A 25,694-nucleotide genomic window follows, 5' to 3' on the forward strand; every position below is an offset into this window, starting at 1 on the left:
GTTGACCGTTAGATGTGGAGGAGAAAATCCTGACTGGTCAGTATATTCGCGGTTACATTGGTCAAGACAATTTCCATATCCGCCGACCCTAGATTCTGCGCTGTGGTCGAGTTGTTGACGTAGACAATCGTATTCGCGCCGCTCTGAATCCACCCGATACTGTGCGCGGCGACTTGGGCGCTTCCGCTGAGCAAGCCTTGGACACTCGTCACCCCCGCGATCGCCCCGGTGTCGATGACGTCTGTACCATGAACGAAATCACTGATCGTGTCGTGGCTTGCAACCGTGGAATCGGAAACCGCAGCGAAGACGAATTGGTCGCTTCCCGCTCCTCCTATTAACGTGTCGGCACCTCCTCGGCCCTGGATCACGTCATTTCCGGCTTGCCCATCCAGCGTGTCGCTGCCGACATCGCCAAAAATGAAGTCAGCAAAGGATGACCCACGGACGGCATTCACGCCGGTGAAGGTATCTGTCCCGGTGCCGGCGAGGTCACCGGAGGCCGTCCCATGGGAGTTGCCGGCGGCGAGATCGACAGTCACCCCATCCAGAGCATTGTAGAATGCAATGCGAGTATTGCCGTTGCCGGTAATGGTGTCATTGCCGTCCATTCCCTCGAACTCGTTGAGGGTACCGAAATCGCCGGCATTTGCACCGGAGGTGCCAAAGCTGGTTGCGATGAAAATATCGTCGAAGCTAGTCCCGCGAATCGCCTCAATTGATCGAAGAGTGTCTGTTCCGATCGAAGCGTCGCCGGCCACCACGCCTGACGCCATGTCGACTTGAATACCTGAAACCGAACCGTCGTTGTTGTAGAACGCCCTGTCGAAGCCAGTTTTGCCGTCGATGAAGTCATTGCCGCCGCGACCGGCAAAATCTTCAGCTGTACCGTTGGGATTGTTGGAGCCGGTGATGGTATCGGCGAATGACGACCCTGACACCGAGCTAACGCCCGAAAAGGTATCGGTGCCTACCGACGCATCGCCGGTTACGGTACCCGACGCGCCGCTGGTGGTGCTGGTCCAGCTATTGAGACCGAAAGTGATCGTCACGGGACCAGTTGCATTGGTGTAGATCAGACGCGTGTTGCCGCTGCCGGTAATGGCATCGTCACCACCAAGTCCCTCGAACTGGTTGAAGCTGCCGTTGTTGCCGACGTTAAGAGCGCCTGCAAGGCCGTATCCCGTTGCCACATAGGTGTCGGCAAGGACGGTTCCCTGGATGGCTTCGATCGAACGCAGCGTGTCCGTACCGATCGAGGAGTCGCCCGTGGCGGTGCCGGACGCCATGTCAATGGTGACACTGCCGGTCGAAAGATAGATGTTGTTGTAGCTTGCGGTATCTAAGCCGCCGCGACCGTCAATCGTGTCGTTGCCGCCAAGCCCGGTAAATATCTCGTTGATGCCGCTTCCCGACAAGGAATCGGCGAACATCGTGCCCATGACGGCATTTACGCCCGTGAACGTATCGCTTCCGACCGAGACGTCCCCGGTCGCCGTGCCGGCTGCTATGTCCACCACGACGCCTGCGGTCGCATTGTTGAATCCGAGGCGCGTATTGCCGTTGCCGGTGATGATGTCGTTGCCGCCTTCGCCGGTGAACTCGTTGAAGGTCCCGAGCGAGCCGGAGTTCGTGCTGGCGCTGCTAAATCCGACGGCGTTGTAGGTATCGGCAAATTTGGTGCCACGGACCGCTTCGATCGACACAAGTGTATCAGAACCAACCGTGGCATCCCCCGTCAGGGTGCCAGCCGCGAGACTGATCGTAATACCCGACGTGGTGGTCGGATCGTTATTATAGTCGACGCGGTCGAAGCCACTGCGGCCATCGATCACGTCGTTGCCAGCGAACCCCGCAAACACCTCGACCGTGCCGAATCCATTGTTGCTTCCGAACAGAGTATCGGCGAACGAAGAGCCCCAGACGACAAGAATCCCGGAGCCAACAAACGTGTCGTGACCAACGGATCCATCTCCATCCGCTGCCCCGGCTGCGATGTCGACAGTCACACCGGCGGTGGCGCTCACATAGGAGACCCGCGTCAGAGCCGCGCCTAAAGGATTCACGTCACTCAGAATGGTGTCGTTGCCACCGCGGCCCTCGAACTCGTTGAACCCGATCGGCGTACCGGGCGTACCGGTGCCCCCAGCGAAACCGGTCGCATTGAAGGTGTCCGCAAAATCACTGCCAACCACGGCTTCGATCGCAACGAGCGTATCGGTACCCACTCCCGGTCCGGATACCGTTCCCGCCGCAAGGTTCACGGAGATCCCGCCCGTGGCATCGGTATAGACAGCGCGGTCAAAATCGGCCCCGCCATCGAGCAGATCGTTGCCGCCGAATCCCTGAAGCCGATCATTTCCGGCGAGGCCGGAAATTGCATCCGCTTGACTCGTTCCGAGCAGCACATCCGAGCCCGAGGTGCCGTTGGTGGCGTTGGGAAAGATGAAGTCGCTCTGCTGAAGGCTTGTTACACCTATCAGCGTCAGAGTATTCCCGCTTCCGACGTCGATGATGGTGTTGCCGCCGCTCACCGTTGCCTTCGATTGAACATCTGCGAGCGTGAAGAAGCCTGACAACCCTGTCAGATCGATCGTGTCGCCTTGGGTACGGTTAAAGTCCGTGATAGTGTCTGCTCCGTCACCATCGGCGTAGACAAAGGTGTCGGCGCCGTTCCCGCCGGTCAAGGTATCGGCGCCACCGCGGCCGTCGATCCGATCATTGCCGTCCCTGCCGTCGAGGGCATTGGAATTGGCATCGCCGAGAATGACGTCAGCGAAAGCTGAACCGCGGGCGGCATTCACGCCGGTGAATGTGTCTGTCCCGACACCTGCGAGGTCACCGGAGGCGGTCCCGTGGGAGTTGCCGGCGGCGAGGTCGACGGTCACCTCATCGAGAGCATTGTAGTATGCGATGCGGGTATTGCCGTTGCCGGTGATCGTGTCATTGCCGGCCATTCCCTCAAACTCGTTGAGGGTACCGAAATCGCCGACATTTGCGCCGGAGACGCCGAAATTGGTCGCGACATAAGTGTCGGCGAAGCCGGTTCCGCGGATCGCTTCGATGGATCGGAGAGTGTCCGTTCCGACAGCAGCGTCGCCGGTCACCACGCCCGAAGCCATATCGATTTGAATACCCGACGCCGAACCATCGTTGTTGTAGAAGGCCCTGTCGAAACCCGTTTTACCGTCGATGAAGTCATCGCCGCCGCGACCGGCAAATTCCTCCGAGGTGTTGTTTGGATTGTTCGAGCCGGTGATGGTGTCGGCAAATGACGACCCCGACACCGAGCCGACACCGGAGAAGGTGTCGGTGCCCACGGACCCATCACCGGTTAGGGTACCCGACGCGCCGCTGGTGGTGCTGGTCCAACCGTTGAGAGCGAAAGTGATCGTCACGGGGCCGGTTGCATTGGCGTAGGTCAGCCGGGTGTTGCCGTTGCCGGCGATGACGTCGTTACCGCCCATTCCCTCGAATTGATTGAAGCTGCCATTGTTGCCGACATTGGCATAGGGAAGGCCGGTCGCGGGATCGATAGCGCCGGTGACGCCGAAATTAGTCGCGTCATAAGTGTCGGTAAAATTAGTGCCCTGAATGCCTTCGATTGAACGCAAGATGTCGGTGCCACTCGAGGCATCTCCGGTCACCGTTCCAGCTGCAAGGTGAACGCTGATCCCCCCCGTCGTGAAGGTCAGGTTGGCATATTGCGCCGTGTCGAAGCCGCCTTTTCCGTCGATGAAATCATCGCCGGCAAGGCCCATGAAGTTCTCATTGGCGCCGCTTCCAGAAAAGATGTCGGCAAACATCGAGCCCATGACGGCGTTGACGCCGGTGAATGTATCGGTACCTACGGAGGCATCGCCGGTCGCAGTGCCCGCGAGGAAATCGACAGTCACGCCGGCGGTTGATTGGGTATATTGGAGTCGGGTGTTGCCGTTGCCGATGATGCCATCGTTGCCGCCCATGCCTTCGAAATTGTTGAAGGTGCCGCTCGATCCGGCGTTGGTGCTGGTGCCGCTGAAACCAGCGGCATCGTAAGTATCGGCGAAGTTGGTGCCGCGGACGGCTTCCACTGAACGCAGCGTATCGGTCCCGATCGTCGCATCACCGATGACCGTTCCGGCCGCAAGATTGACGGTTAAGCCCGTGGTGGTGGCGGCGTCGTTATTATAGACGGCAAAATCGTAGCCGCCGCGGCCATCGATCAGATCGTTGCCGGCACGAGCGTCATATTGCTCGAACGTGCCGTTCGGATTGTCGTCGCCCCGCAGCGTGTCTCCAAATGCCGACCCAATGACCGAATTGACATTGGTGAAGGTGTCGTTGCCAACTGATGCATCGCCGTTCGCCGTTCCCGCGGCGAAATCAACGACCACTGCCGCTGTCGCACTGACATAGGAAATGCGGGTCAGAATCTCTCCGGAAGGATTGACCGTGCCGGCGATGATGTCATCTCCCCCCATGCCTTCGAAGCTGTTGAAGCCGATTGGCGTGCCAGGCACCCCGGAATTGCCGCTGAAACCGACCGCCGAGTAGAGATCGGCAAAGTTGCTGCCCTGGATGGCTTCGATACCGACCAGAGTGTCGGTGCCGACACCCGGACCCGTCACGGTTCCTGCCGTCAGATCGGCGGTAATGCCCCCGGTCGCGTCGACATAGACCGCTCGATCAACGCCCGACAAACCGTTGAATGTGTCATTACCGCCGAAGCCTTGGAATGCATCGTTCCCGGCGGTCCCTGTCAGGGTGTTGTCGCCAGCATCGCCGAGAATGGCGCCGGGCACGCCGACAGAATAGACCACGGCGCCGCTGGTTTCGGTGTTGCCAGCGGCATCGCTGACCCGTGCGGTCAGAGAGTTGCCGCCCTGGTTCAGCGTGACCGTCGTGCTCCAGCTGCCGTTGGCCTGCACGATCGCGGTGCCGATCGTGGTGCTACCGTCCAGGATGGTGACGGTGGCGCCGACATCGGCGACGCCCACCGTGCCGGTGACGGTCTGGCTGGCCTGGTTGACCGGTCCGCCGGTGCTGGTAATCGCAACCGTCGGTGCCGTCGTGTCCAGCGTGAAGCTCAGCGAGGCCGAGCCGGTGTTGCCAAAAGTGTCGGCTTGGCTCGCGACGATGGTGTGTGATCCGTCGGCCAGCCCGGTCGGCGTAAACGACCAGGCGCCTTGCGCATCGGTAGTGGTCGTCGCCGCGATCGGGCTGCCGTCGATGGTGAAGTGCACCACCGTGTTGGCAAGGCCGCTGCCGCTCAGGGCCGGGTTGGCGGTGATGTGGTCGATGGCCGAGGTGCCGGTGTCGGCAACCAGGGCCTCGGTCACGGTCGGGCCGGTGGTGCTGAGGGTGTAGACCACCGCGCCGCTGGTCGCGGTGTTGCCGGCCGCGTCGCTGACCCGTGCGGTCAGGGAGTTGCCACCCTGGTTCAGCGTGACCGTGGTGCTCCAGCTGCCGTTGCCCTGCACGATCGCGGTGCCGATCGTGGTGCTGCCGTCCAGGAGGGTGACGGTGGCGCCGGCATCGGCGACGCCCACCGTGCCGGTGATGGTCTGGCTCGCCTGGTTGGTCGGTCCGCCCGCGCTGGTGATCGCAACCGCGGGTGCCGTGGTGTCCAGCGTGAAGCTCAGTGCTGCGCTCGTCGAACTGTTGCCGGCGACATCGCTGAACTGGGCCGTGATCTGTTTGGTGCCATCCGATCCGAGATCGCCGGCGGTCACTGTCAGATTAACGTTGCCCGCCGTCACGTCGGCGGCCGTGATCACATGCGTGACCGGGTGCGCCAGCGGCGAGCCGCCCAGCAACAGCCGCACCGTATCGCCAATGGCATCGGCCGGGTTCAGCGCCACCGTGAAGCTCGGCGAGGTCGCCGAGGTGATGTTGTCCGTGCTCGAGGTACCAGTATCCGAACCCGCCGTCAGATCTGGCGTGCCACCGGTCGGTGCCGTCGTGTCGAGGGTGAAGCTCAGCGACGCCGAGCCGGTGTTGCCAAAGGTATCGGTTTGGCTCGCGACGATGGTGTGTGATCCGTCGGCCAGCCCGCTCGGCGTAAACGACCAGGCTCCTTGCGCATCGGTGGTGGTCGTCGCCGCGATCGGGCTGCCGTCGATGGTGAAGTGCACCACCGTGTTGGCGAGGCCGGTGCCGGTCAGGGCCGGATCGGCGGTGACATGGTCGGTGGCCGACGTGCCGGTGTCGGCGACCAGGGTCTCGGTTACCGTCGGGCCGGTGGTGCTGAGCGTGTAGACCACGGCGCCGCTGGTCGCGGTGTTGCCGGCCGCGTCGCTGACCCGTGCGGTCAGCGAGTTCGGGCCATTGTTCAGCGTGACCGTGGTGCTCCAGCCGCCGTTGCCCTGCACGATGGCGGTGCCGATCGTGGTGGTGCCGTCCAGGATGGTGACGCTGGCGCCGGCATCGGCGACGCCGGCCGTGCCGGTGACGGTCTGGCTGGCCTGGTTGACGGGTCCGCCAGTGCTGGTAATGGCGACCGTCGGCGCCGTGGTGTCGAGCGTGAAGCTCAGCGCTGCGCTCGTCGAACTGTTGCCGGCGAGATCGCTGAACTGCGCCGTGATCTGTTTGGTGCCATCGGCTCCGAGATCGCCGGCGGATACCGTCAGATTAACGTTGCCTGCCGTCACGTCGGCGGCCGTGATCACATGCGTGACCGGATGCGCCAGCGGCGAGCCGCCCAGCAACAGCTGCACCGTATCACCAACGGCATCGGTCGGGTTCAGCGCCAAAGAGAAACTCGGCGAGGTCGCCGAGGTGATGTTGTCCGTGCTCGAGGTACCAGAATCCGAACCCGCCGTCAGATCTGGCGTGCCACCGGTCGGTGCCGTCGTGTCGAGGGTGAAGCTCAGCGAGGCCGAGCCGGTGTTGCCAAAGATGTCGGTTTGGCTCGCCACGATGGTGTGCGGTCCGTCGGCCAGCCCGGTCGGGGTAAACGACCACGCGCCTTGCGCATCGGTCGTTGCCGTAGCGGTGCTGAGAACACCATCGATCGTCAGATGCACCACCGTGTTGGCAAGGCCGCTGCCGCTCAGGGCCGGGTTGGCGGTGACATGGTCGATGGCCGAGGTGCCGGTGTCGGCAACCAGGGCCTCGGTCACGGTCGGGCCGGTGGTGCTGAGCGTGTAGACCACGGCGCCGCTGGTCGCGGTGTTGCCGGCCGCGTCGCTGACCCGTGCGGTCAGCGAGTTCGGGCCATTGTTCAGCGTGACCGTTGTGCTCCAGCCGCCGTTGCCCTGCACGATGGCGGTGCCGATCGTGGTGGTGCCGTCCAGGATGGTGACGGTGGCGCCAGCATCGGCGACGCCCACCGTGCCGGTGACGGTCTGGCTCGCCTGGTTGGTCGGTCCGCCCGCGCTGGTGATCGCAACCGCGGGTGCCGTGGTGTCGAGCGTGAAGCTCAGTGCTGCGCTCGTCGAACTGTTGCCGGCGACATCGCTGAACTGCGCCGTGATCTGTTTGGTGCCATCGGCTCCGAGATCGCCGGAAGTCACCGTCAGATTAACGTTGCCAGCCGTCACGTCGGCGGCCGTGATCACATGCGTGACCGGGTGCGCCAGCGGCGAGCCGCCCAGCAACAGCCGCACCGTATCGCCAATGGCATCGGCCGGGTTCAGCGCCACCGTGAAGCTCGGCGAGGTCGCCGAGGTGATGTTGTCCGTGCTCGAGGTACCAGTATCCGAACCCGCCGTCAGATCTGGCGTGCCACCGGTCGGTGCCGTCGTGTCGAGGGTGAAGCTCAGCGACGCCGAGCCGGTGTTGCCAAAGGTATCGGTTTGGCTTGCGACAATGGTGTGTAGTCCGTCGGCCAGCCCGGTCGGTGTAAACGACCACGCCCCTTGCGCATCGGTGGTCACCGTCGCTGCGATCGGGCTGCCGTCGACGGTGAAGTGCACCACGGTGTTGGCAAGGCCGGTGCCGTTCAGCGCTGGGGTGGCGGTGACATGGTCGGTGGCGGAGGTGCCGGTGTCGAAGACCAGGGCCTCGGTCACGGTCGGACCGGTGGTGCTGAGCGTATAGACCACCGCGCCGCTGGTCGCGATGTTGCCGGCGGCATCGCTCACCCGTGCGGTCAGCGAGTTCAAGCCGTTGTTGAGCGTGACCGTGGCGCTCCAGGTCCCGTTGGCCTGCACGATCGCGGTACCGATCGTCGTGCTGCCGTCCAGGATGGTGACGGTGGCGCCGGCATCGGCGACGCCGACCGTGCCGGTGATGATCTGGCTGGCCTGGTTGACGGGTCCGCCGGTGCTGGTGATGGCGACCGTCGGTGCCGTCGTGTCGAGCGTGAAGCTCAGCGCCGCGCTCGTCGAACTGTTGCCGGCGACATCGCTGAACTGCGCCGTGATCTGTTTGGTGCCATCGGCTCCGAGATCGCCGGCAGTCACCGTCAGGCTGACGCTGCCTGCCGTCACGTCGGCGGCCGTGATCACATGCGTGACCGGGTGCGCCAGCGGCGCGCCGCCCAGCAGCAGCTGCACCGTATCGCCGATGGCAACCGTCGGGGTCAGCAACACCGTGAAGCTTGGCGACGTCGCCGAAGTGATGTTGTCGGTAGCTGAGGTACCGCTGTCCGAGCCCGCTGTCAGGTCCGGTGCACCGCCGGTGGGCGCCGTTGTGTCGAAGATGAAGCTCAGCGACGCCGAGCCGGTGTTGCCAAAGGTATCGGTCTGGCTTGCGACGATGGTGTGCGGTCCATCGGCCAGCCCGCTCGGCGTAAACGACCAGGCGCCTTGCGCATCGGTGGTCACTGTCGTCGCGATCGGGCTGCCGTCGATGGTGAAGTGCACCACGGTGTTGGCGAGGCCGGTACCGCTCACGGCCGGGTTGGCGGTGACCTGGTCGGTGGCGGAGGTGCCGGTGTCGGCGACCAGGGCCTCGGTCACGGTCGGGCCGGTGGTGCTGAGCGTGTAGACCACCGCGCCGCTGGTCGCGGTGTTGCCGGCCGCATCGCTCACCCGTGCGGTCAGCGAGTTTGGGCCGTTGTTGAGCGTGACCGTGGCGCTCCAGGTCCCGTTGCCCTGCACGATCGCGGTACCGATCGTGGTGGTGCCGTCCAGGATGGTGACGCTGGCGCCGGCATCGGCGACGTCGACCGTGCCGGTGATGGTCTGGCTGGCCTGATTGACGGGTCCGCCGGTGCTGGTGATGGCGACCGTCGGCGCCGTGGTATCGAGCGTGAAGCTCAGCGAGGCCGAGCCGGTGTTGCCGAAGATGTCAGTCTGGCTGGCGACGATGGTGTGCAATCCGTCGGCCAGACCGCTCGGCGTAAACGACCACGCCCCTTGCGCATCGGTGGTCACCGTCGCTGCGATCGGGCTGCCGTCGACGGTAAAGTGCACCACGGTGTTGGCAAGGCCGCTGCCGCTCAGCGCTGGGTTGGTGGTGAGGCGATCGGTGGCGGAGGTGCCGGTGTCGGCAACCAGGGCCTCGGTCACGGTCGGGCCGGTGGTGCTGAGCGTGTAGACCACAGCGCCGCTGGTCGCGATGTTGCCGGCCGCATCGCTCACCCGTGCGGTCAGGGAATTGCCGCCCTGGTTCAGCGTGACCGTTGTGCTCCAGCTGCCGTTGCCCTGCACGATGGCGGTGCCGATTGCGGTGGTGCCGTCCAGGATGGTGATGGTGGCGCCCGCATCGGCGACGCCGACTGTGCCGGTGATGGTCTGGCTGGCCTGGTTGACCGGTCCGCCTGCGCTGGTGATCGCAACCGTCGGCGCCGTCGTATCCAGGGTGAAGTTCAGGGACGCGCTCGTCGAGCTATTGCCGGCGACATCGCTGAACCGCGCCGTCACCTGCTTGGCGCCATCGGCGCCGAGATCGCCGGCAGTCACCGTCAAGCTGACACTTCCGGCCGATATGTCGACTGCTGTGATCACATGCGTGACCGGATGCGCCAGCGGCGAGCCGCCCAGTAACAGCTGCACCGTATCGCCGATGGCATCGGTCGGGTTCAGCGCCACCGTGAAGCTCGGCGACGTCGCCGAGGTGATGTTGTCCGTGTTCGAACTGCCACTGTCCGAACCCGCCCCCAGATCTGGCGTGCCGCCACTCGGCGCCGTGGTATCGAGAGTGAAGCTCAGCGACGCGCTGCCGCTGTTGCCGAAGAGATCGGTCTGGCTCGCCACGATGGTGTGCGGTCCATCGGCCAGCCCGCTCGGCGTAAACGACCAGGCGCCTTGCGCATCGGTGGTCACTGTCGTCGCGATCGGGCTGCCGTCGATGGTGAAGTGCACCACGGTGTTGGCGAGGCCGGTACCGCTCACGGCCGGGTTGGCGGTGACCTGGTCGGTGGCGGAGGTGCCGGTGTCGGCGACCAGGGCCTCGGTCACGGTCGGGCCGGTGGTGCTGAGGGTGTAGACCACCGCGCCGCTGGTCGCGGTGTTGCCAGCCGCATCGCTCACCCGTGCGGTCAGCGAGTTTGGGCCGTTGTTGAGCGTGACCGTGGCGCTCCAGGTCCCGTTGCCCTGCACGATCGCGGTACCGATCGTCGTGGTGCCGTCCAGGATGGTGACGCTGGCGCCGGCATCGGCGACGTCGACCGTGCCGGTGATGGTCTGGCTGGCCTGGTTGGTCGATCCGCCTACGCTGGTGATCGCAACCGTCGGCGCCGTCGTGTCGAGCGTGAAGTTTAGCGAGGCCGAGCCGGTGTTGCCAAAAGTGTCGGTCTGGCTCGCCACGATGGTGTGCGGTCCGTCAGTCAGCCCGCTCGGCGTAAACGACCAGACCCCTTGCGCATCGGTGGTGGTCGTCGCCGCGATCGGGTTGCTGTCGACGGTGAAGTGTACCACGGTGTTGGCAAGGCCGGTGCCGCTCAGCGCCGGGTTGGCGGTGACGTGGTCGGTGGCCGAAGTGCCGGTGTCGGAGACCAGGGCCTCGGTCACCGTCGGGCCTGTGGTGCTGAGTGTGTAGACCACAGCGCCGCTGGTCGCGGTGTTGCCGGCCGCGTCGCTGACCCGTGCGGTCAGCGAGTTCGGGCCATTGTTCAGCGTGACCGTTGTGCTCCAGCTGCCGTTGGCCTGCACGATCGCGGTGCCAATCGTGGTGGTGCCGTCCAGGATGGTGACGATGGCGCCGGCATCGGCGACGCCCACCGTGCCGGTGATGGTCTGGCTGGGCTGGTTGACGGGTCCGCCCGCGCTGGTAATCGCAACCGTCGGTGCCGTGGTGTCCAGGGTGAAGCTCAGCGAGGCCGAGCCGGTGTTGCCGAAGCTGTCAGTCTGGCTTGCGACGATGGTGTGCAATCCGTCGGCCAGCCCGCTCGGCGTAAACGACCACGCCCCTTGCGCATCCGTGGTCACTGTCGCCGCGATCGGGCTGCCGTCGATGGTGAAGTGCACCACGGTGTTGGCGAGGCCGGTGCCGTTCATCGCCGGATTGGCGGTGACGTGATCGGTGACCGAAGTGCCGGTGTCGGCAACCAGGGTCTCGGTCACGGTCGGGCCGACGGTGCTGAGCGTATAGACCACCGCGCTGCTGGTCGCGGTGTTGCCGGCGGCATCGCTCACCCGAGCGGTCAGGGAGTTCGGGCCGTTGGCGAGCGTGACCGTGCTGCTCCAGCTGCCGTTGCTCTGCACGATGGCGGTGCCGATCGTGGTGGTGCCGTCCAGGATGGTGACGGTGGTGCCGGCATCGGCGACACCGACCGTGCCGGTGATGGTCTGGCTCGCCTGGCTGACGGGTCCGCCGGTACTGGTGATAGCGACCGTCGGTGCCGTCGTGTCGAGCGTGAAGCTCAGCGAGGCCGAGCCGGTGTTGCCAAAGGTATCAATCTGGCTTGCGACAATGGTGTGTAATCCCTCGGCCAGCCCGGTCGGTGTAAACGACCACGCGCCTTGCGCATCCGTGGTTGCTGTAGCGGTGCTGAGAACACCATCGATCGTCAGATGCACCACCGTGTTGGCGAGGCCGGTGCCGCTCAGGGCCGGGTTGGCGGTGACGTGGTCGGTGGCCGAAGTGCCGGTGTCGGCAACCAGGGCCTCGGTCACGGTCGGGCCGACGGTGCTGAGCGTATAGACCACCGCGCTGCTGGTCGCGGTGTTGCCGGCGGCATCGCTCACCCGAGCGGTCAGGGAGTTCGGGCCGTTGGCGAGCGTGACCGTGCTGCTCCAGCTGCCGTTGCTCTGCACGATGGCGGTGCCGATCGTGGTGGTGCCGTCCAGGATGGTGACGGTGGTGCCGGCATCGGCGACACCGACCGTGCCGGTGATGGTCTGGCTCGCCTGGCTGACGGCTCCGCCGGTGCTGGTGATCGCAACCGCGGGTGCCGCCGTGTCCAGCGTGAAGCTCAGCGAGGCCGAGCCGGTGTTGCCAAAAGCGTCGGTTTGGCTCGCCACGATGGTGTGCGGTCCCTCGGCCAGCCCGGTCGGTGTAAACGACCAGGCCCCTTGCGCATCGGCGGTCGCCGTCGCCACGATCGTGCTGCCGTCGATGTTGAAGTGCACCACGGTGTTGGCAAGGCCGGTGCCGTTCAGCGCCGGGTTAGTGGTGAGGTGATCGGTGGCGGAGGTGCCGGTGTCGGAGACCAGAGCCTCGGTCACGGTCGGGCCGGTGGTGCTGAGCGTGTAGACCACCGCGCCGCTGGTCGCGGTGTTGCCGGCCGCATCGCTCACCCGTGCGGTCAGCGAGTTTGGGCCGTTGTTGAGCGTGACCGTGGCGCTCCAGGTCCCGTTGCCCTGCACGATCGCGGTACCGATCGTGGTGGTGCCGTCCAGGATGGTGACGCTGGCGCCGGCATCGGCGACGTCGACCGTGCCGGTGATGGTCTGGCTGGCCTGGTTGGTCGATCCGCCCGCGCTGGAGACCGCGACGGTCGGCGCCGTCGTGTCCAGCGTGAAGCTCAGCGCGGCCGAGCCGGTGTTGCCAAAAGTGTCAGTCTGGCTTGCGACGACGGTGTGTAATCCGTCGGCCAGCCCGGTCGGCGTAAACGACCAGGCGCCTTGCGCATCGGTGGTTGCCGTAGAGGCGATGAGAACACCATCGATCGTCAGATGCACGACGATGTTGGCCAAGCCGGTGCCGCTCAGCGCCGGGTTGGCGGTGACGTGATCGTTGACTGACGTGCCGGTGTCGGCAATCAGGGCCTCGGTCACGGTCGGACCTGTGGTACTGAGCGTGTAGACCACGGCGCCGCTGGTCGCGAAGTTGCCGGCCGCATCGCTCACCCGGGCGGTCAGCGAGTTGCCGCCCTGGTTCAGCGTGACCGTGGTGCTCCAGGTCCCGTTCCCCTGCACGATGGCGGTGCCAATCGTCGTGCTGCCGTCCAGGATGGTGACGGTGGCGCCGGCATCGGCGACGTCAACCGTGCCGGTGATGGTCTGGCTGGCCTGATTGACGGGTCCGCCGGTGCTGGTGATGGCGACCGCGGGTGCCGCCGTGTCCAGCGTGAAGCTCAGCGAGGCCGAGCCGGTGTTGCCAAAGGTATCGGTCTGGCTCGCGACGATGGTGTGCGATCCGTCGGCCAGCCCGCTCGGCGTAAACGACCACGCCCCTTGCGCATCGGTGGTCACTGTCGCCGCGATCGGGCTGCCGTCGATGGTGAAGTGCACCACGGTGTTGGCAAGGCCGGTGCCGTTCAGCGCCGGGTTAGTGGTGAGGTGATCGGTGGGAGAGGTGCCGGTGTCGGAGACCAGAGCCTCGGTCACAGTCGGGCCGGTGGTGCTGAGCGTGTAGACCACCGCGCCGCTGGTTGCGGTGTTGCCGGCCGCATCGCTCACTCGTGCCGTCAGCGAGTTCGGGCCGTTGTTGAGCGTGACCGTGGTGCTCCAGGTCCCGTTACCCTGCACGATGGCGGTGCCGATCGTGGTGGTGCCGTCCAGGATGGTGACGGTGGTGCCGGCATCGGCGACGCCCACCGTACCGGTGACGGTCTGGCTGGCCTGGTTGACCGGCCCGCCCGCGCTGGTGATCGCAACCGTCGGCGCCGTCGTGTCGAGCGTGAAAACAACGGGCACGCTCGTTGTGACGTTGGCGCTAGGGTCCAAAGCCACGATGCTGTGGTCGCCATCACCTGCCAGGGTGACCGCCAGGCTCCAAACGCCGCCGGAGCCAACGGTAACCGTTCCAATCTGCGTCGTAACACCATTGTATGTGTCGTACAGCGTCACCGTGCTTCCAACGAAGGACGGATCAACTGTTCCGCTGATTGTTTGATTTCCTTGGTTGGTTGGACCACCGGCGCTGCTGATAAGGACAGGTCCGAATGAAGCCACAACAACAGCTTGCGGTGGGTCCAAAGTGGGGACGAGCGGCTTCGAGGCGGAGGCAGAAGTCCCCGCGATGGAAGCGAGCGTCACAACAACTGGAGCGATCGATCCCCCACCGGCTTGGCCTTTTATGTCGTCCCCTATAATGGTGGTTGGAGCTTCAGTGGGTGATGGTGGCGGGCTCCCAGCGAACTTCTGCAGCGACTTTGTGTCGACGTCTCCTCGCTTGCCGTCGCTAGGAGCCGGAGTGTCTGGAGCAATCTGTTTCCCGATATCATAGGTCGTCAACACCTGTTGAAAAGCGTTGAACTCCTGCGCAACTTGCCCTGGGGTCTTGCTGACGGTTTGAGTGATCACCTCGAAATTCGCGGTTGGCGTGATGGTTAGCGATGGACCGTCGCTGGTAACTATCCCGATCGGATCCCCCGCAGTACAAACGCCTTGAAGCAAGTTCGTCGCTGGAACGCATTTGAAGACTTGTACGGAATGAACTCGGCCGTCTTGCTGATCAGCGACAGAGACCGAGACTTTCCCATCCACAGCATCGACGCTGAGAAGGACGGCAGTACCGCGAATTCCGATCACGGCAGTCGGCGTCGCGACCTGCATGTCGCCGGTTTTCGCGACCTGGCCAGCGACGAAACTGGCGGCACCCTGGATGAGAGTGAACATCGAATGGTTCGTGCCACTCGTCAGGCTGACTAAGGTGCCACTCGCACTACTCTGCCCCTCATACCCCAATTCGTTCAACATGAACCGAGCGTTGGCGCTCAGGTTGAACGTGCTGCCGTCGATAAGGACGAGACCAATGGTAGAGCCGCTTCCAGTTTGCACGACATCGTTCTGATAAACGACATCCCCATTATTCGCCTCGATCGTAACGCCGTTGCGAACGATGCTGGCGCTTCCCGTTACGGTCGCGACACGGCCAATCACCTTTCCAGCAGCGGCATTACCTCCGGCTTGCGCAAAGGTTTGATAACCGGTGAGGGCTTCGACCACTCTCGCATCGAGCAGCGCGCCGTCCGACGAGCTGAGCGGCAAACGCTTCTCGCCGAGAAAGTAATTGGGGATCGTGATCCGATGGTCAGAATCGGAAATGATGAGATCATGACCTGAACGTGCATAGTCCCCTGAGAACAAGAGATGCGCGTCCGAAATGATGAGTGCGTGAGTTGGGGCAGGCTTAGGGAAACTAAAGGACGCCCCAGCCATATCAGATCCGGCAACATCGAACTTTTGGTTCAATGGGGTATTCAAACCAGCCCCCGCCCATAAATTTGCAAATTAAATAATTAAATGCTAATAACACCCTAGAGATTTAATTAAAAGAGCTATTTGATCTGGCTGGAACGCTGAAAGCCTGCGGTGGTTTGGCCCGTGACAATCACGCTGGACCGAGCGTCCGTGGCTGACGATCCAAAACGACAAACGCTGGGTCCATTCGCATGGTGCAATTAAGAGGGCTTCATCGCCTGGACCTGTTGGAAGTGCGCCGTCAGCTGGTGCGCACTCGCAATCGGCACTCCAATAACAGGAGCATTGTGAGGCGCATCAATGGTCTGCTATGTCGAATTTATCACTTGGATGCGATCGAACCCAAAGGAGGCCGGCGAATCCGCAAAGCCATTCAAGTTGTGCTGCGAGATACATCCAAGAATTAGTTGACCAAAGTCCCGCGCCCCGCTCCCTTATTATTTATCCGCGATTGCGCGGTGCGTTCACTCGCGAGCGTATCCTGCCACATCTCGACCAGTGGACAATTGCGACAGACCGCGGGTTGACCGCCGCTTGCGGTTTTTACCGTTTGCCGCTGGGCGGGTGATTGCACGTCTTATGGAAAGCGTTCGCCGCCCCGGCCATCTGAAGCGATAGCTGGTCCATGGCCGATCCTTCTTCAGCCAGGCGCTTCTCAACGTACTGCTGCTCAACGTCGGTCAACGCAGTTTCCAGCAGGCGCAAATACCGCTCAACATTCTTCCTATGGGTCTGCAAACGGACAATCGTTTCGTCGCTCATGTTCTATCCAATAGGTAGCGGCGCAATATTGCAAAATAGCTCTGAAAAGCCGCGTCAAAAAAACCAAAATATAAATAACAGATTTAAAATGGCAGAACAATCGAAGCAGATCAAGACTCAGCCTCGCGGTGAATTGCTTATGCTCCACACGCCGGATTTTTGAATTTACTAAAATCCAAACTCCCTTTATCCTAGTGGTATATTGCTATGCGAAATTTGATTGTGGGGCAGCGTTATGTCGAGTGCGATTGAGTTGATCGTTGGCGGCTTCACTCGGCTAAAAGACCAGCAGTCGCTCGAAGCTCTCCGGATGCATCGCTGGCGGTTGGCCGCTGATCTGAAGGCCACAACTGGTTTCGATTGCCGATCATCTATCGTCCAAATCGAACAAGACATCGCGGCCATAGAAGCGGGGCTCCGGACGCTTTCTCAACCGGTCAGCGGCTGATCGGACAAGCGAGGGTGAGAGAGACCGAAGGCGGTTAGTCCGCTCCACCCCACGCCGATTTCCCGCCGGAATGCTGGCAGGCGCTCCTCGACGATCCACGCTTCGGCCTGTCGGGCAAACTCTAGATGGCACCCGTAAATTTCCCAATGTTGCCTGCCTCGGGCCGCCGGCAAGATGACAACATGAAAGCATCGAAGCCGAAGGAATGGAGCGACCTCGAACGCAGGAAGCTTTCGGCAATGAGCCGCCGGCGGTACGGCGCGGCGGAGATTGCCGCGGCCCTTCGCCGGCATGTCGGCTCAGTCAAGCGGATGGCGCGAGAAATGAGGTTACTGCTGAAAAAATGACGATCGGACGAATCTCATCGATCTATTGCAAGAGAGAGCACCTGTCCGCGTTCGACTGATGCCGGGCCTTAGGTGCGGTATCTTACGGAGGATTGGCTCATTCGGGGTAGGAGCGGGGGCGCTCGGCTTCGACCGATTCGTTTGACGCCAAACAACGGCGCGCCCGCTCGATCTGTGCTTCGGTGGCGCCGTGACTTCGGACCTACATCTCGACCACGGCGCTGAGTACTTCGCGACATAGTATCTGGCGTCCGTACAAGATACGCGTCCGGTGGGGGAGACCAATGACGCGACGACGGTGAGCTCGGACTCGAAGTCTGTCATCGACAGGCGACACGGCCGCCGCGCTCAACACCAGCGGCCACTTCACCATCACCGACCCGGACACCGGCGAAGCCCACGTCTAGCCCAAGGCGCACGGCATCGTCGGGCCGCTCGCTATGTCATTCAATCATTGGTCCCGGCAGAAATGACGCGGCGGGGCGAGTGAGGGACCAGACATCATCAGCCGCGGCGACTGGGCTGACCACAGCTGTCCAGTCATTCGGACGAGCTTCACATCTCGCGGGGTTTGGCAACTTGGCGCGCAACGTCCAAAGCCCAGCGCTTTTTTAGGGCCCTCGAAGCGTCTTCGGATTCTCCATTGCGCGTGCGCCAAAGCCAGCGCCGGATGTTGCCCGGACTGCCGCCAAACCCAAGCCCCTTTGCCACGGCTGCCTAATTAGCGCGGGTAGGCCTGAGAGGATCGACGCTGACCAGGCGGGCGGCATTGACGCCCGGAGACTGAACGGCTGCTGTCCTTCCTGTTGGTTCACCGTAGAGCTACGGACTATCGCGTTAAGTCGGCATGTTATCAGACTGGGCACTGACGGGGACGATCCGCACTAGCTCGTCAGTCAGGGAGACGCTCTGGATGTGAATAAAGGTGCCATTGGATCTCTCGTTTAGGGAGTGCCCCCGATATGCAAAAAAAGTTACAGTTTAGACCTAGACCGATGCCTCTCGAAGAACTTGCGGTAAACTTGCTATTCAAAGCTCTCGGTGAGGATCGGTACAATCGATCTCCGCAAGAGTATGCGAATCTGATCTCGCTCATTCCTCCGCTCAAGGAAGCCATTTACCTGGTCAATCAAGGCCTTCAAGAGCTCATCGAAAGCGGCCAGCAGCACGAAATCTGCTACTTCCAGCCCGGCGATTTGGCGCCCCGCTATATACCCTTTCCGAGTAAAATCTCGGTCGATACACTTCGGAAAGGCCTGATTACTGCCGGCTTCCGAGAGCCAAAATGGCAGAAAGCTCGCAGCTAACATTTTTTTCATGCCACGATGGCTGTTGCGTACTGCCCCTCAGCTACCTAGCGAGCCATCATGACCGATCGCGCGGCCACAGCGGCCGCCCGCAGACACGGCGAAACGACCGTATCCGCGGGCCTTTGTGCAAGCGGACCACGCCTCCACCACCAACAGCATTGTCGCACGGCCTAATCAGCTGATCATTATACACTTTTTTCATCATTTACCCAACGCACCTGCTGTGGTGCATATGAGGTGCTCCTTCAACAACAAGGAGCCACAACATGACGCTCAGTCGAACAAAGGCCGCCCCCAAACCAAGGCCTAACAGAGGCACCGCGCTTTCCAATTCCCGTAAGCAAACTAAACACCTCGAACGTCCCATTGAAGACCATTTGGAGGTTACCAAGACAAGCACTCGCTTGCCACAGGTTGGCCAACCGGAAGTACGATTGCTGCCGCTACGAGCTCTCAAGCGAGCTGCCAAGAACGCGCGAACGCACTCCAAGAAACAGATCAAACAAGTCGCAAACTCGATTCTCCGCTTCGGCTGGACCTACCCGATTTTGGCCGACGAGGATCGGCGCATCATCGCCGGGCACGCCCGCTGGGAGGCGGCTAAGCAGCTCTCCCTCAAGGAGGTCCCCGTTCTGGTGCTGCGCGGCCTCAGCGACGCGGAAAAGCGCGCCCTGGCGCTCGCCGACAACAAGATTCCGACAAACGCGGGTTGGGATCGAAAGTTGCTTGCCGAAGAACTCGGTGAGCTCGCCTCGCTTCTCCCAGACTTCAATCTCACCCTCGACATCACAGGGTTTGAGCCGGCCGAAATCGACGGGCTAATGCTCGACTTCGGCAACTCGGAGCATGATTCAGCTGACGCGTCCTGCACAATCGCCGAGCAGCCCATCAGCCGCAGGGGCGAGCTGTGGCAGCTTGATGCGCATCGCGTGCTGTGCGGCGATGCCTGCGATCAGAGCGATTGGGCAAGGCTGATGGGGTCCGATCGGGCCCGCATGCTGATTGCCGATCCCCCTTACAATGTGCAAATTTCCACAACGCTCGGCCGCGGCAAGATCAAGCACCGCGAATTTGCGGTTGCCTCCGGGGAGATGTCGCCGGTCGAGTTTACCGATTTTCTCACGCGCTGGATGCGCCTGGCCGCCCACTTCTCGCACGACGGCTCACTGCACTTCGCGTTCGTCGATTGGCGCCACATTGGCGAAATGCACAATGCAGGCCACGCCGTCTTCGGGCCGCTGCAGAACCTGGTGGTCTGGAACAAGACCAATGCCGGCCAAGGCAGCTTTTACCGTTCCCAGCACGAGCTGATCTTCGTCTACAAGAACGGCGATGGGTCGCATCTCAACAATGTTGAGCTGGGCCGCCATGGCCGCAACCGTTCCAACGTCTGGACCTATGCCGGCGTCAATACCTTCCGCAAGGACCGCCTCGATGATCTCACGGTGCATCCCACGGTGAAACCGGTCGCCTTGATCGCGGATGCAATCAAGGACTGCACGCGGCGGGGCGATCTCGTTCTCGACCCCTTCCTGGGGTCGGGCACCACCCTGCTGGCGGCGGAGCGCGTCGGCCGCAAGGCCTACGGGCTGGAGATCGACCCCTTATATGTCGATGCCGCAATCCGCCGCTGGCAGAACATCACCAAGCGCGATGCGATCCTTTCCACTACCGGACAGACGTTCGACGAGGTGACCGCTGCGCGTTCCGGACCGGAGAGCAGCACATGAGCCGGCGCAAGCAATCAGGCCCGCCTACGGCCAAAGGAAATCAAGGCGACGGTGTTGGTTACGGCCGTCCACCCCGCGAGCACCAGTTTAAGCCGGGTCAATCCGGCAACAAGGGGGGGCGGCCCAAAGGCTCGAAGAACGAGGCGACCATCATCAACGAAATTCTCAACCGAAAAATCGACATCCGTGACAAGGGAAGATTGCGCAAGATCTCCGTGCTCGAAGGCATCTTCACCAAATTTGCGGACGACGCGCTGAAGGGCAAGGACAAAGCGGCCGCCTTGCTTCTCAATCGCAAGCAGCAGGTCGAATCCATCGAACAGCCTGCAACGCCGCTGCTCGACACGGATGATCGCAAAGTTTTGGAATCGTACGCCGAACAGCTCTACCAGCAATTCAAAAAACAAGGAAAATCCGAATGACCAGCCAGGATTTTGCATTGTTCACCGCCATCCTGCGCGCTGACTTCATCAGCTTTGTCCATCGCAGCTTCCTCCATCTCAACCCCGGCGCTCAATTCCTGCCCAATTGGCACATCCAGGCCATTGCCTATCAGCTCGAGCGGGTGCGCCGCGGCGAGATCACCCGCTTGATCATCAACATGCCGCCGCGCTACCTCAAATCGATCACGGTGTCGGTGGCATTTTCGGCCTTCCTGCTTGGACACGCGCCAGGCCGCCGCATCATTTCCATCAGCTACGGCGATGACCTCTCCGCCAAGCATGCCAGTGACTTCCGATCGATCGTGCATGCCGATTGGTACCGCCGCGCGTTTCCGGACATGCGCATCGCGCGCAGCACCGAAACCGAGCTGGTCACGACCCGGCGCGGTTCGCGCCGGACGACATCGGTCTCCGGGACGCTGACAGGGCTCGGCGGCGATCTCATCCTGATCGATGATCCGCAAAAGCCGATTGATGCGCAGTCGGAGGCGCGCAGAACCAGCATCAACCAGTGGGTGACCAATACGCTGATGTCGCGGCTCGACAACAAGCAAACCAGCGCGGTGATCGTGGTGATGCAGCGCGTTCATCTGGACGATCTGTCCGGGTTCTTGGCCAGTTCATCCGATGACTGGCAGGTGCTCAGCCTGCCCGCGATCGCCGAGACCGACGCCGCGATCCCGATCGGCCCGAATCGATTTCACCTCAGGAAGGCCGGGGACGCGCTGCATCCGTCCCATGAATCGATCGAGACGCTGCGCAAGCTGCGCCAAACGCTCGGCCCCGACGTGTTCGCCGCGCAGTACCAGCAGGCGCCGGTTCCGGCCGGCGGCGCCATGATCAAGCGAGTCTGGCTGCGATATTACGACGAGGTCCCCTCAAGGGAGGTGCTGGGCTGCCGCATCATCCAGAGTTGGGATACCGCCGCCAAGAATGGCGCGCAAAATGACTGGTCGGTCTGTACGACGTGGCTGGTCGTTGACGGGAATTATTACCTGCTCGATCTTGTGCGCGGTCGGTTTGAGTATCCGGCGCTGCGCGACACCGCGCTCGAGCTCGCCAAGCGCTTCAAGCCGCACGAGATCCTGGTCGAAGAAGCCTCCACCGGAATCGCGCTGGCCCAGGAGCTCGGCGAGAAGGGCGATTGCTTCGTCAATCCCATTAAGGTGGAGCACGACAAGGTCGGCCGGCTCTACGTCCAGCAGGGCAAATTCGCCGCCGGACGGGTCTGGCTTCCCAGGAACGCGCCGTTCCTGGCCGAGCTCGAGATGGAGCTATTGACCTTCCCGCAAAGCCGCCACGACGATCAAGTCGACAGCATCAGCCAGGCGCTGGCCTACGAGGACAATGGCTACGATTACACGCTGAGCTGGCTGTGATGGCCCCCATTGCCGCCAGGCGAGTCTCACGCCCTAACTCACGGCCGGTCCGGACGTGAAGTTCAGCACGTCAAAGCGGGCGCTCAGCGCTCTCTTTGGCGGATGGCAAATGAAGAAGAACGGGTCGAACTGCTCGATGGCATCCGTGCGGCGGATCTAGACGTCCACGTCGTGGAATTTGTCGCCATCATCTAGGCCCTGGGCGTTGATCCGTTGGAGTTGTTCCGCGACTTTCTGTCGGCTCGTTGTTCGGCGCCGAAGCAGCCCAGGCGCTAAGCCCATCATCTGCGATGCGCAGTCGAGGAGCGTTGCCGGCAGCCATTGGGGCGGTGCGGCCAATTTCCGGAACGAAGCCAACTGACCTTGCCTCACTCGCGCTCGAAGCTGAGCAAGCGAAGCGTCCTCTTCTGCTGCACCAAAGCAGCCCGGTCGTAGCGCTCCAAGCCTTGAAGGCCTTTCAGATCTGCCGCCAGCGGGCCGTTCAAAAGTGCGCCTAACATCGCCTGCCGCAGGCTGCGGATCCGCAGCAGCGCGAGCTTGGACCGCGCCAGCGCCATCGCCGCATCGGGCGTGATCGGATGCCCGAGCCCCGAAGCAATCGCGACGGCAAGATTCTCCACCTCGGGAGGATCGCTGATAATGCTTCGCGCCAGCCCATGGCGCAGCGCGTTGCGGCTGGACCTCGTCTTTCCAACCGCCGTTTTCGGCCCCGTGCTGCGCTTGGCGTTGCTGCGATTGGCTTCGATCTGTCGAATGGACACCATGTCCGAGGCCCTCGGCCGATGCTGATCGTGGCGGCCGGAAGCTCGCTCCAACGCATTGAGAGATCAAGGGTTTTCAGACCCATAGAACTGCGATTTTGCTGCAGAAAGGACTGGCATTGCCGCGCAAAAGGAGCGTTAATCATTAAACCGGCCGGCGGGCCCTTGGCCCCGGTCTCTCCCCTCGCAGTGGCGGGGCTTTTGGTGGTGCGGCGGCAAGCCGCGTCAACCCAGGAGAGACCGGTGAGCACGATTGCATCCGACGGCGCCGTGGCGCCCCACTCCGCCGTCACATTCAACCGCCTCGACCGCCGCGCCTTCATCGGCGGCTCGGACGCCCGCATCATCATGGGCCAGGACCAGGACGAGCTCCTGCGTCTGTGGCGGGAAAAACGCGGCGAGGTCGCGCCGCAAGATTTGTCGCGTAACCTGATCGTCCAGCTTGGCAGTGCCACCGAAGACCTCAACCGCAGCTGGTACCAGAACGCCACCGGGCATGCGATCACCGACATCCAGAAGCGGGTGCGGCACCCCGTCCATGCCTGGATGGCAGCTACCCTGGACGGCATCGTCGCGCCGACCGGCGCGGTGTTCGAGGCCAAGTTCATGCTGCCCTGGGCCTTTACCGAAGAGGCAGCGGCCGACAAGCACATGGCGCAGCTGCAGCACAACATGTGGGTGGTCGCGGCGCGCGCGGCCGTGCTCTCGATCATCACCGGCGGCGGCAAATGGATCGAGATCACCGTGCATGCCGACCCGCTCTATCAGCACCTGCTGCTGACCGCGGAAAAGAAATTCTGGCGCTGCGTGCAGAGCGGCGAGCCGCCGCTACTGTTTGGGATCGAGACCCCACGGCCGCGACTTGCCGCCGTCAAGGTGGTCGACATGACCGCCTCCAATCTGTGGGCCGCCTGCGCGGCGACCTATCTTCGCACCCGCCAGGCCCATGGCGAGCATGAGCTGGCCAAGACCGAGCTCAAGAAGCTGCTGCCGGAGGATGCCAAGGAGGCGTTTGGCCACGGCGTTCGCGCCAAGCGCTCAAAGGCCGGCGCCGTCAGCTTTGATCCGGTTGAGATGGAGACCGTCCATGCACCAGGCCAGTGAGCATATCGGGGCGATCGCAGCGGCGCTGGCTCGCGCGCAAGCCGAACTGACCAATCCGGAAAAGACGCTGACCGCTCAGATCCGCTCCCCGTTCCTGCGCGATGACGACCGCACCTTTCGCTATGCCTCGCTGGCGAGCGGCCTCGACATCGTGCGCAAGACGCTGAGCCAGCAGGAGATCGCCACCATCCAGACCACGCGGGTCGAGGAGACCACCGGCCACATCCACCTCACCACCCTGCTCGCCCATTCCTCCGGCGAGTGGATCTCCTCGGACTGGCCGGTCTGCGCCGCACGGGACATCGAGGCGCCGCATCGCATGGGTGCGGCGCTCACCTACGCCCGACGCTACGCCCTGTTCGCGCTGGTCGGGATTGCCGGCGAGGACGATCTGGACGCCCCGGATACGGCCGCCGGTTCTCCCGCACCACCTAACCTCAAGGCCTCGCCCGGCAAGGGCGCTCTCAACCGTGCCCCGGTGCTGCGGCCGGGGGAGTCCGCCGCACTCCGGGAGCAGCTGTTGCGCCAGCTCGAAGCGCTGCCTGCCAGCACCGATCTGCTCAGCTGGGCCATGGCGAGCCTCCCGCTCAAGAACAGCCTGCAGGAGCCGGATGCCCGGCACGTCGAGGCAGCTTATCAGGCCAAGCTTGAGGACGCTGGCCGTGCTCAGGCCGAGCAGACGGCCGACTTGAATGGCACGCCAAGCCTGCCAGCAGCGCCTGCTGCTGACGCCGAGGCCGCGCTGCAGCCAGCGCTACCCGAGGCCGGGCTCGCCTATCCCAAGGAGCCGTCCCGCAAACGCAGCAAGGCGCACCTGTTGTTTGTTAGGGAGCAGCCCTGTCTGGTGTGCCGGCAAACCCCGTGCGATGCCCATCATCTGAAATTCGCTCAAGCCCGGGCGCTCGGCCGCAAGGTCAGCGATGAGTTCACTGTCCCGCTGTGCCGCGCGCATCACCAGGAGCTGCATCAGCACGGCAATGAACGGGCGTGGTGGGCCAACCTGCAGATCTCGCCGCTGCCGGTGGCGCAGGAGCTGTGGGCGGCGAGCCCCGTCCACGATCCCGCCAACCTCGCCCTGAGCGCCGCGTCGCTTGCGGCAAACCTGGATTCGGAGGCCGCCGGATGAACGGTCTATTCCAAACCGCGGGCGAGCTCACCGTCACGGCGCTCCCGGTCGAGTTTGAGTCCTTGGCGCCCCCGCCCCTGCTGCTGCCGGGCGAACAACTCGAACACTACCAGGCGCTCCGGCAGGCGATCTTCACAGATCTTGCGCCACGGTCCGCCATCGAGTGGCTGCTTGCGATCGATGTCGCCGAGCTGTCCTGGGACATCCAGCGCTACCGCATGTTGCGGCATAAATTGCTCGAGAGCTATCGCCAAAAGGCAGTTGAGGCGGCGCTGCGGCGCATCGATATAATCGGGATCGATCCCAACTTCGAAGATCAAGCCGAATACTACACCCAGCAAAATGCCTTGAGTTGGCGCATTGATCCGGTCGCCGCGACCGAGATCGACGCCCGCCTTGCTGCCTATGGCTTCGATCAAGACGCGATCACTACCGAAGTCTACGTTCAGGCGCGTGAGGTCTTGGCTCTGTTCGAGGGCCTGCTCAATGCTGCTCAGACCAAACGAATGTTGCTGCTTCGTGAGATCAGGAATCAGCGCTTCTTAAGTGGACCGATGCGCCGGCTGCGCTGAACGATTCATCAGCCTAAGGGGGCCGCCGCCGGTCGGCATCCGCCTGGCAGGTGTTCGACAGCGGCTATGTCGTCATTGGCGTGGCATACGGACAGCATAAAAACAGAACGCGTTTGCCGCTTAGCAGCACTGACTTTCCCGATATCAACAAGTCAGGCAGGTTCCCAGCCGACCTTGTGTCCGCAACGCCGGCGGGAGAAAACGTTGCCCAACATTACAAAGCTACCACCCGATCAGGATTTCAGCCACTAAAC

General features: G+C 62.9%; 14 protein-coding genes. 11 read left to right on the forward strand and 3 right to left on the reverse strand.

Annotated elements, in window-relative coordinates; translation table 11 throughout:
* Positions 1 to 8: 8 nt before the first annotated feature.
* On the reverse strand, positions 9 to 13,949 hold the full coding sequence (locus tag GGD61_RS21990) for an Ig-like domain-containing protein (protein WP_312012690.1): 13,941 nt from the start codon (positions 13,947 to 13,949) through the stop codon (positions 9 to 11).
* Positions 13,950 to 14,687: 738 nt separating this feature from the next.
* Between GGD61_RS21990 and GGD61_RS40545 the strand changes: the two genes are divergently transcribed.
* Both GGD61_RS40545 and GGD61_RS21995 read left to right on the forward strand, forming a co-directional pair.
* The gene (locus GGD61_RS40545) at positions 14,688 to 14,906 is read left to right on the forward strand and encodes a hypothetical protein (protein WP_026202838.1); all 219 of its coding nucleotides are present in this window, start codon (positions 14,688 to 14,690) and stop codon (positions 14,904 to 14,906) included.
* 123 nt (positions 14,907 to 15,029) lie between these two features.
* Positions 15,030 to 15,320, forward strand: coding sequence for a hypothetical protein (locus tag GGD61_RS21995; protein WP_183231112.1), 291 nt, complete (start codon positions 15,030 to 15,032; stop codon positions 15,318 to 15,320).
* 681 nt (positions 15,321 to 16,001) lie between these two features.
* Here the strand turns inward: GGD61_RS21995 and GGD61_RS22000 are convergent.
* Complete coding sequence (locus GGD61_RS22000) at positions 16,002 to 16,220, reverse strand: hypothetical protein (protein ID WP_183231113.1); 219 nt, start codon at positions 16,218 to 16,220, stop codon at positions 16,002 to 16,004.
* A 235-nt stretch (positions 16,221 to 16,455) separates the two neighbouring features.
* Here GGD61_RS22000 and GGD61_RS22005 point away from each other — a divergent pair, with 235 nt between their 5' ends.
* From GGD61_RS22005 to terL, 6 genes are all read left to right on the forward strand, one after another.
* Entirely contained in the window at positions 16,456 to 16,668 is a 213-nt protein-coding gene (locus tag GGD61_RS22005) for a hypothetical protein (protein ID WP_018322887.1), read from the forward strand.
* Between the two features lie 182 nt (positions 16,669 to 16,850).
* Positions 16,851 to 17,015 (forward strand): hypothetical protein, encoded by a 165-nt coding sequence (locus GGD61_RS22010; protein WP_183231114.1) that lies wholly within the window; start codon positions 16,851 to 16,853, stop codon positions 17,013 to 17,015.
* Positions 17,016 to 18,010: 995 nt separating this feature from the next.
* A complete protein-coding gene (locus GGD61_RS22015; RefSeq protein WP_183231115.1) occupies positions 18,011 to 18,322 on the forward strand; it encodes a hypothetical protein in 312 nt (103 codons plus the stop codon).
* 269 nt (positions 18,323 to 18,591) lie between these two features.
* Positions 18,592 to 20,055, forward strand: a complete 1,464-nt coding sequence (locus GGD61_RS22020) for a DNA methyltransferase (RefSeq protein ID WP_183231116.1) — start codon at positions 18,592 to 18,594, stop codon at positions 20,053 to 20,055.
* Complete coding sequence (locus GGD61_RS22025) at positions 20,052 to 20,477, forward strand: DUF5681 domain-containing protein (RefSeq protein ID WP_183231117.1); 426 nt, start codon at positions 20,052 to 20,054, stop codon at positions 20,475 to 20,477. Before GGD61_RS22020 ends, GGD61_RS22025 begins: the two co-directional genes overlap by 4 nt.
* Complete coding sequence (gene terL, locus GGD61_RS22030) at positions 20,474 to 21,877, forward strand: phage terminase large subunit (RefSeq protein WP_183231118.1); 1,404 nt, start codon at positions 20,474 to 20,476, stop codon at positions 21,875 to 21,877. The genes GGD61_RS22025 and terL overlap by 4 nt, the downstream gene beginning before the upstream one ends.
* A 368-nt stretch (positions 21,878 to 22,245) precedes the next feature.
* Here the strand turns inward: terL and GGD61_RS22035 are convergent, their stop codons facing one another.
* Positions 22,246 to 22,641, reverse strand: coding sequence for a hypothetical protein (locus tag GGD61_RS22035; protein WP_183231119.1), 396 nt, complete (start codon positions 22,639 to 22,641; stop codon positions 22,246 to 22,248).
* Between the two features lie 240 nt (positions 22,642 to 22,881).
* Between GGD61_RS22035 and GGD61_RS22040 the strand changes: the two genes are divergently transcribed.
* From GGD61_RS22040 to GGD61_RS22050, 3 genes are read left to right on the forward strand one after another with little or no spacing between them, the layout of a single operon-like run.
* Positions 22,882 to 23,742: a YqaJ viral recombinase family protein gene (locus GGD61_RS22040; protein WP_183231120.1), complete on the forward strand. Its 861-nt coding sequence runs from the start codon at positions 22,882 to 22,884 to the stop codon at positions 23,740 to 23,742.
* Complete coding sequence (locus tag GGD61_RS22045) at positions 23,726 to 24,868, forward strand: ERF family protein (RefSeq protein WP_183231121.1); 1,143 nt, start codon at positions 23,726 to 23,728, stop codon at positions 24,866 to 24,868. Before GGD61_RS22040 ends, GGD61_RS22045 begins: the two co-directional genes overlap by 17 nt.
* Entirely contained in the window at positions 24,865 to 25,440 is a 576-nt protein-coding gene (locus GGD61_RS22050; protein ID WP_183231122.1) for a hypothetical protein, read from the forward strand. Before GGD61_RS22045 ends, GGD61_RS22050 begins: the two co-directional genes overlap by 4 nt.
* Positions 25,441 to 25,694: the final 254 nt, after the last annotated feature.

It is taken from the genome of Bradyrhizobium sp. SBR1B, from assembly GCF_014198205.1.
Taxonomy (GTDB): domain Bacteria; phylum Pseudomonadota; class Alphaproteobacteria; order Rhizobiales; family Xanthobacteraceae; genus Bradyrhizobium.

Coding starts and splice junctions, on each gene's coding strand:
- GGD61_RS22025 (WP_183231117.1), top strand. CDS start 20,052: ATGAGCCGGCGCAAGCAATCAGGCCCGCCTACGGCCAAAGGAAATCAA.
- GGD61_RS22045 (WP_183231121.1), top strand. CDS start 23,726: ATGCACCAGGCCAGTGAGCATATCGGGGCGATCGCAGCGGCGCTGGCT.
- terL (WP_183231118.1), top strand. CDS start 20,474: ATGACCAGCCAGGATTTTGCATTGTTCACCGCCATCCTGCGCGCTGAC.
- GGD61_RS22005 (WP_018322887.1), top strand. CDS start 16,456: ATGTCGAGTGCGATTGAGTTGATCGTTGGCGGCTTCACTCGGCTAAAA.
- GGD61_RS40545 (WP_026202838.1), top strand. CDS start 14,688: ATGAACTCGGCCGTCTTGCTGATCAGCGACAGAGACCGAGACTTTCCC.
- GGD61_RS22000 (WP_183231113.1), bottom strand. CDS start 16,220: ATGAGCGACGAAACGATTGTCCGTTTGCAGACCCATAGGAAGAATGTT.
- GGD61_RS22020 (WP_183231116.1), top strand. CDS start 18,592: ATGACGCTCAGTCGAACAAAGGCCGCCCCCAAACCAAGGCCTAACAGA.
- GGD61_RS22050 (WP_183231122.1), top strand. CDS start 24,865: ATGAACGGTCTATTCCAAACCGCGGGCGAGCTCACCGTCACGGCGCTC.
- GGD61_RS22010 (WP_183231114.1), top strand. CDS start 16,851: ATGAAAGCATCGAAGCCGAAGGAATGGAGCGACCTCGAACGCAGGAAG.
- GGD61_RS22035 (WP_183231119.1), bottom strand. CDS start 22,641: ATGGTGTCCATTCGACAGATCGAAGCCAATCGCAGCAACGCCAAGCGC.
- GGD61_RS22015 (WP_183231115.1), top strand. CDS start 18,011: ATGCCTCTCGAAGAACTTGCGGTAAACTTGCTATTCAAAGCTCTCGGT.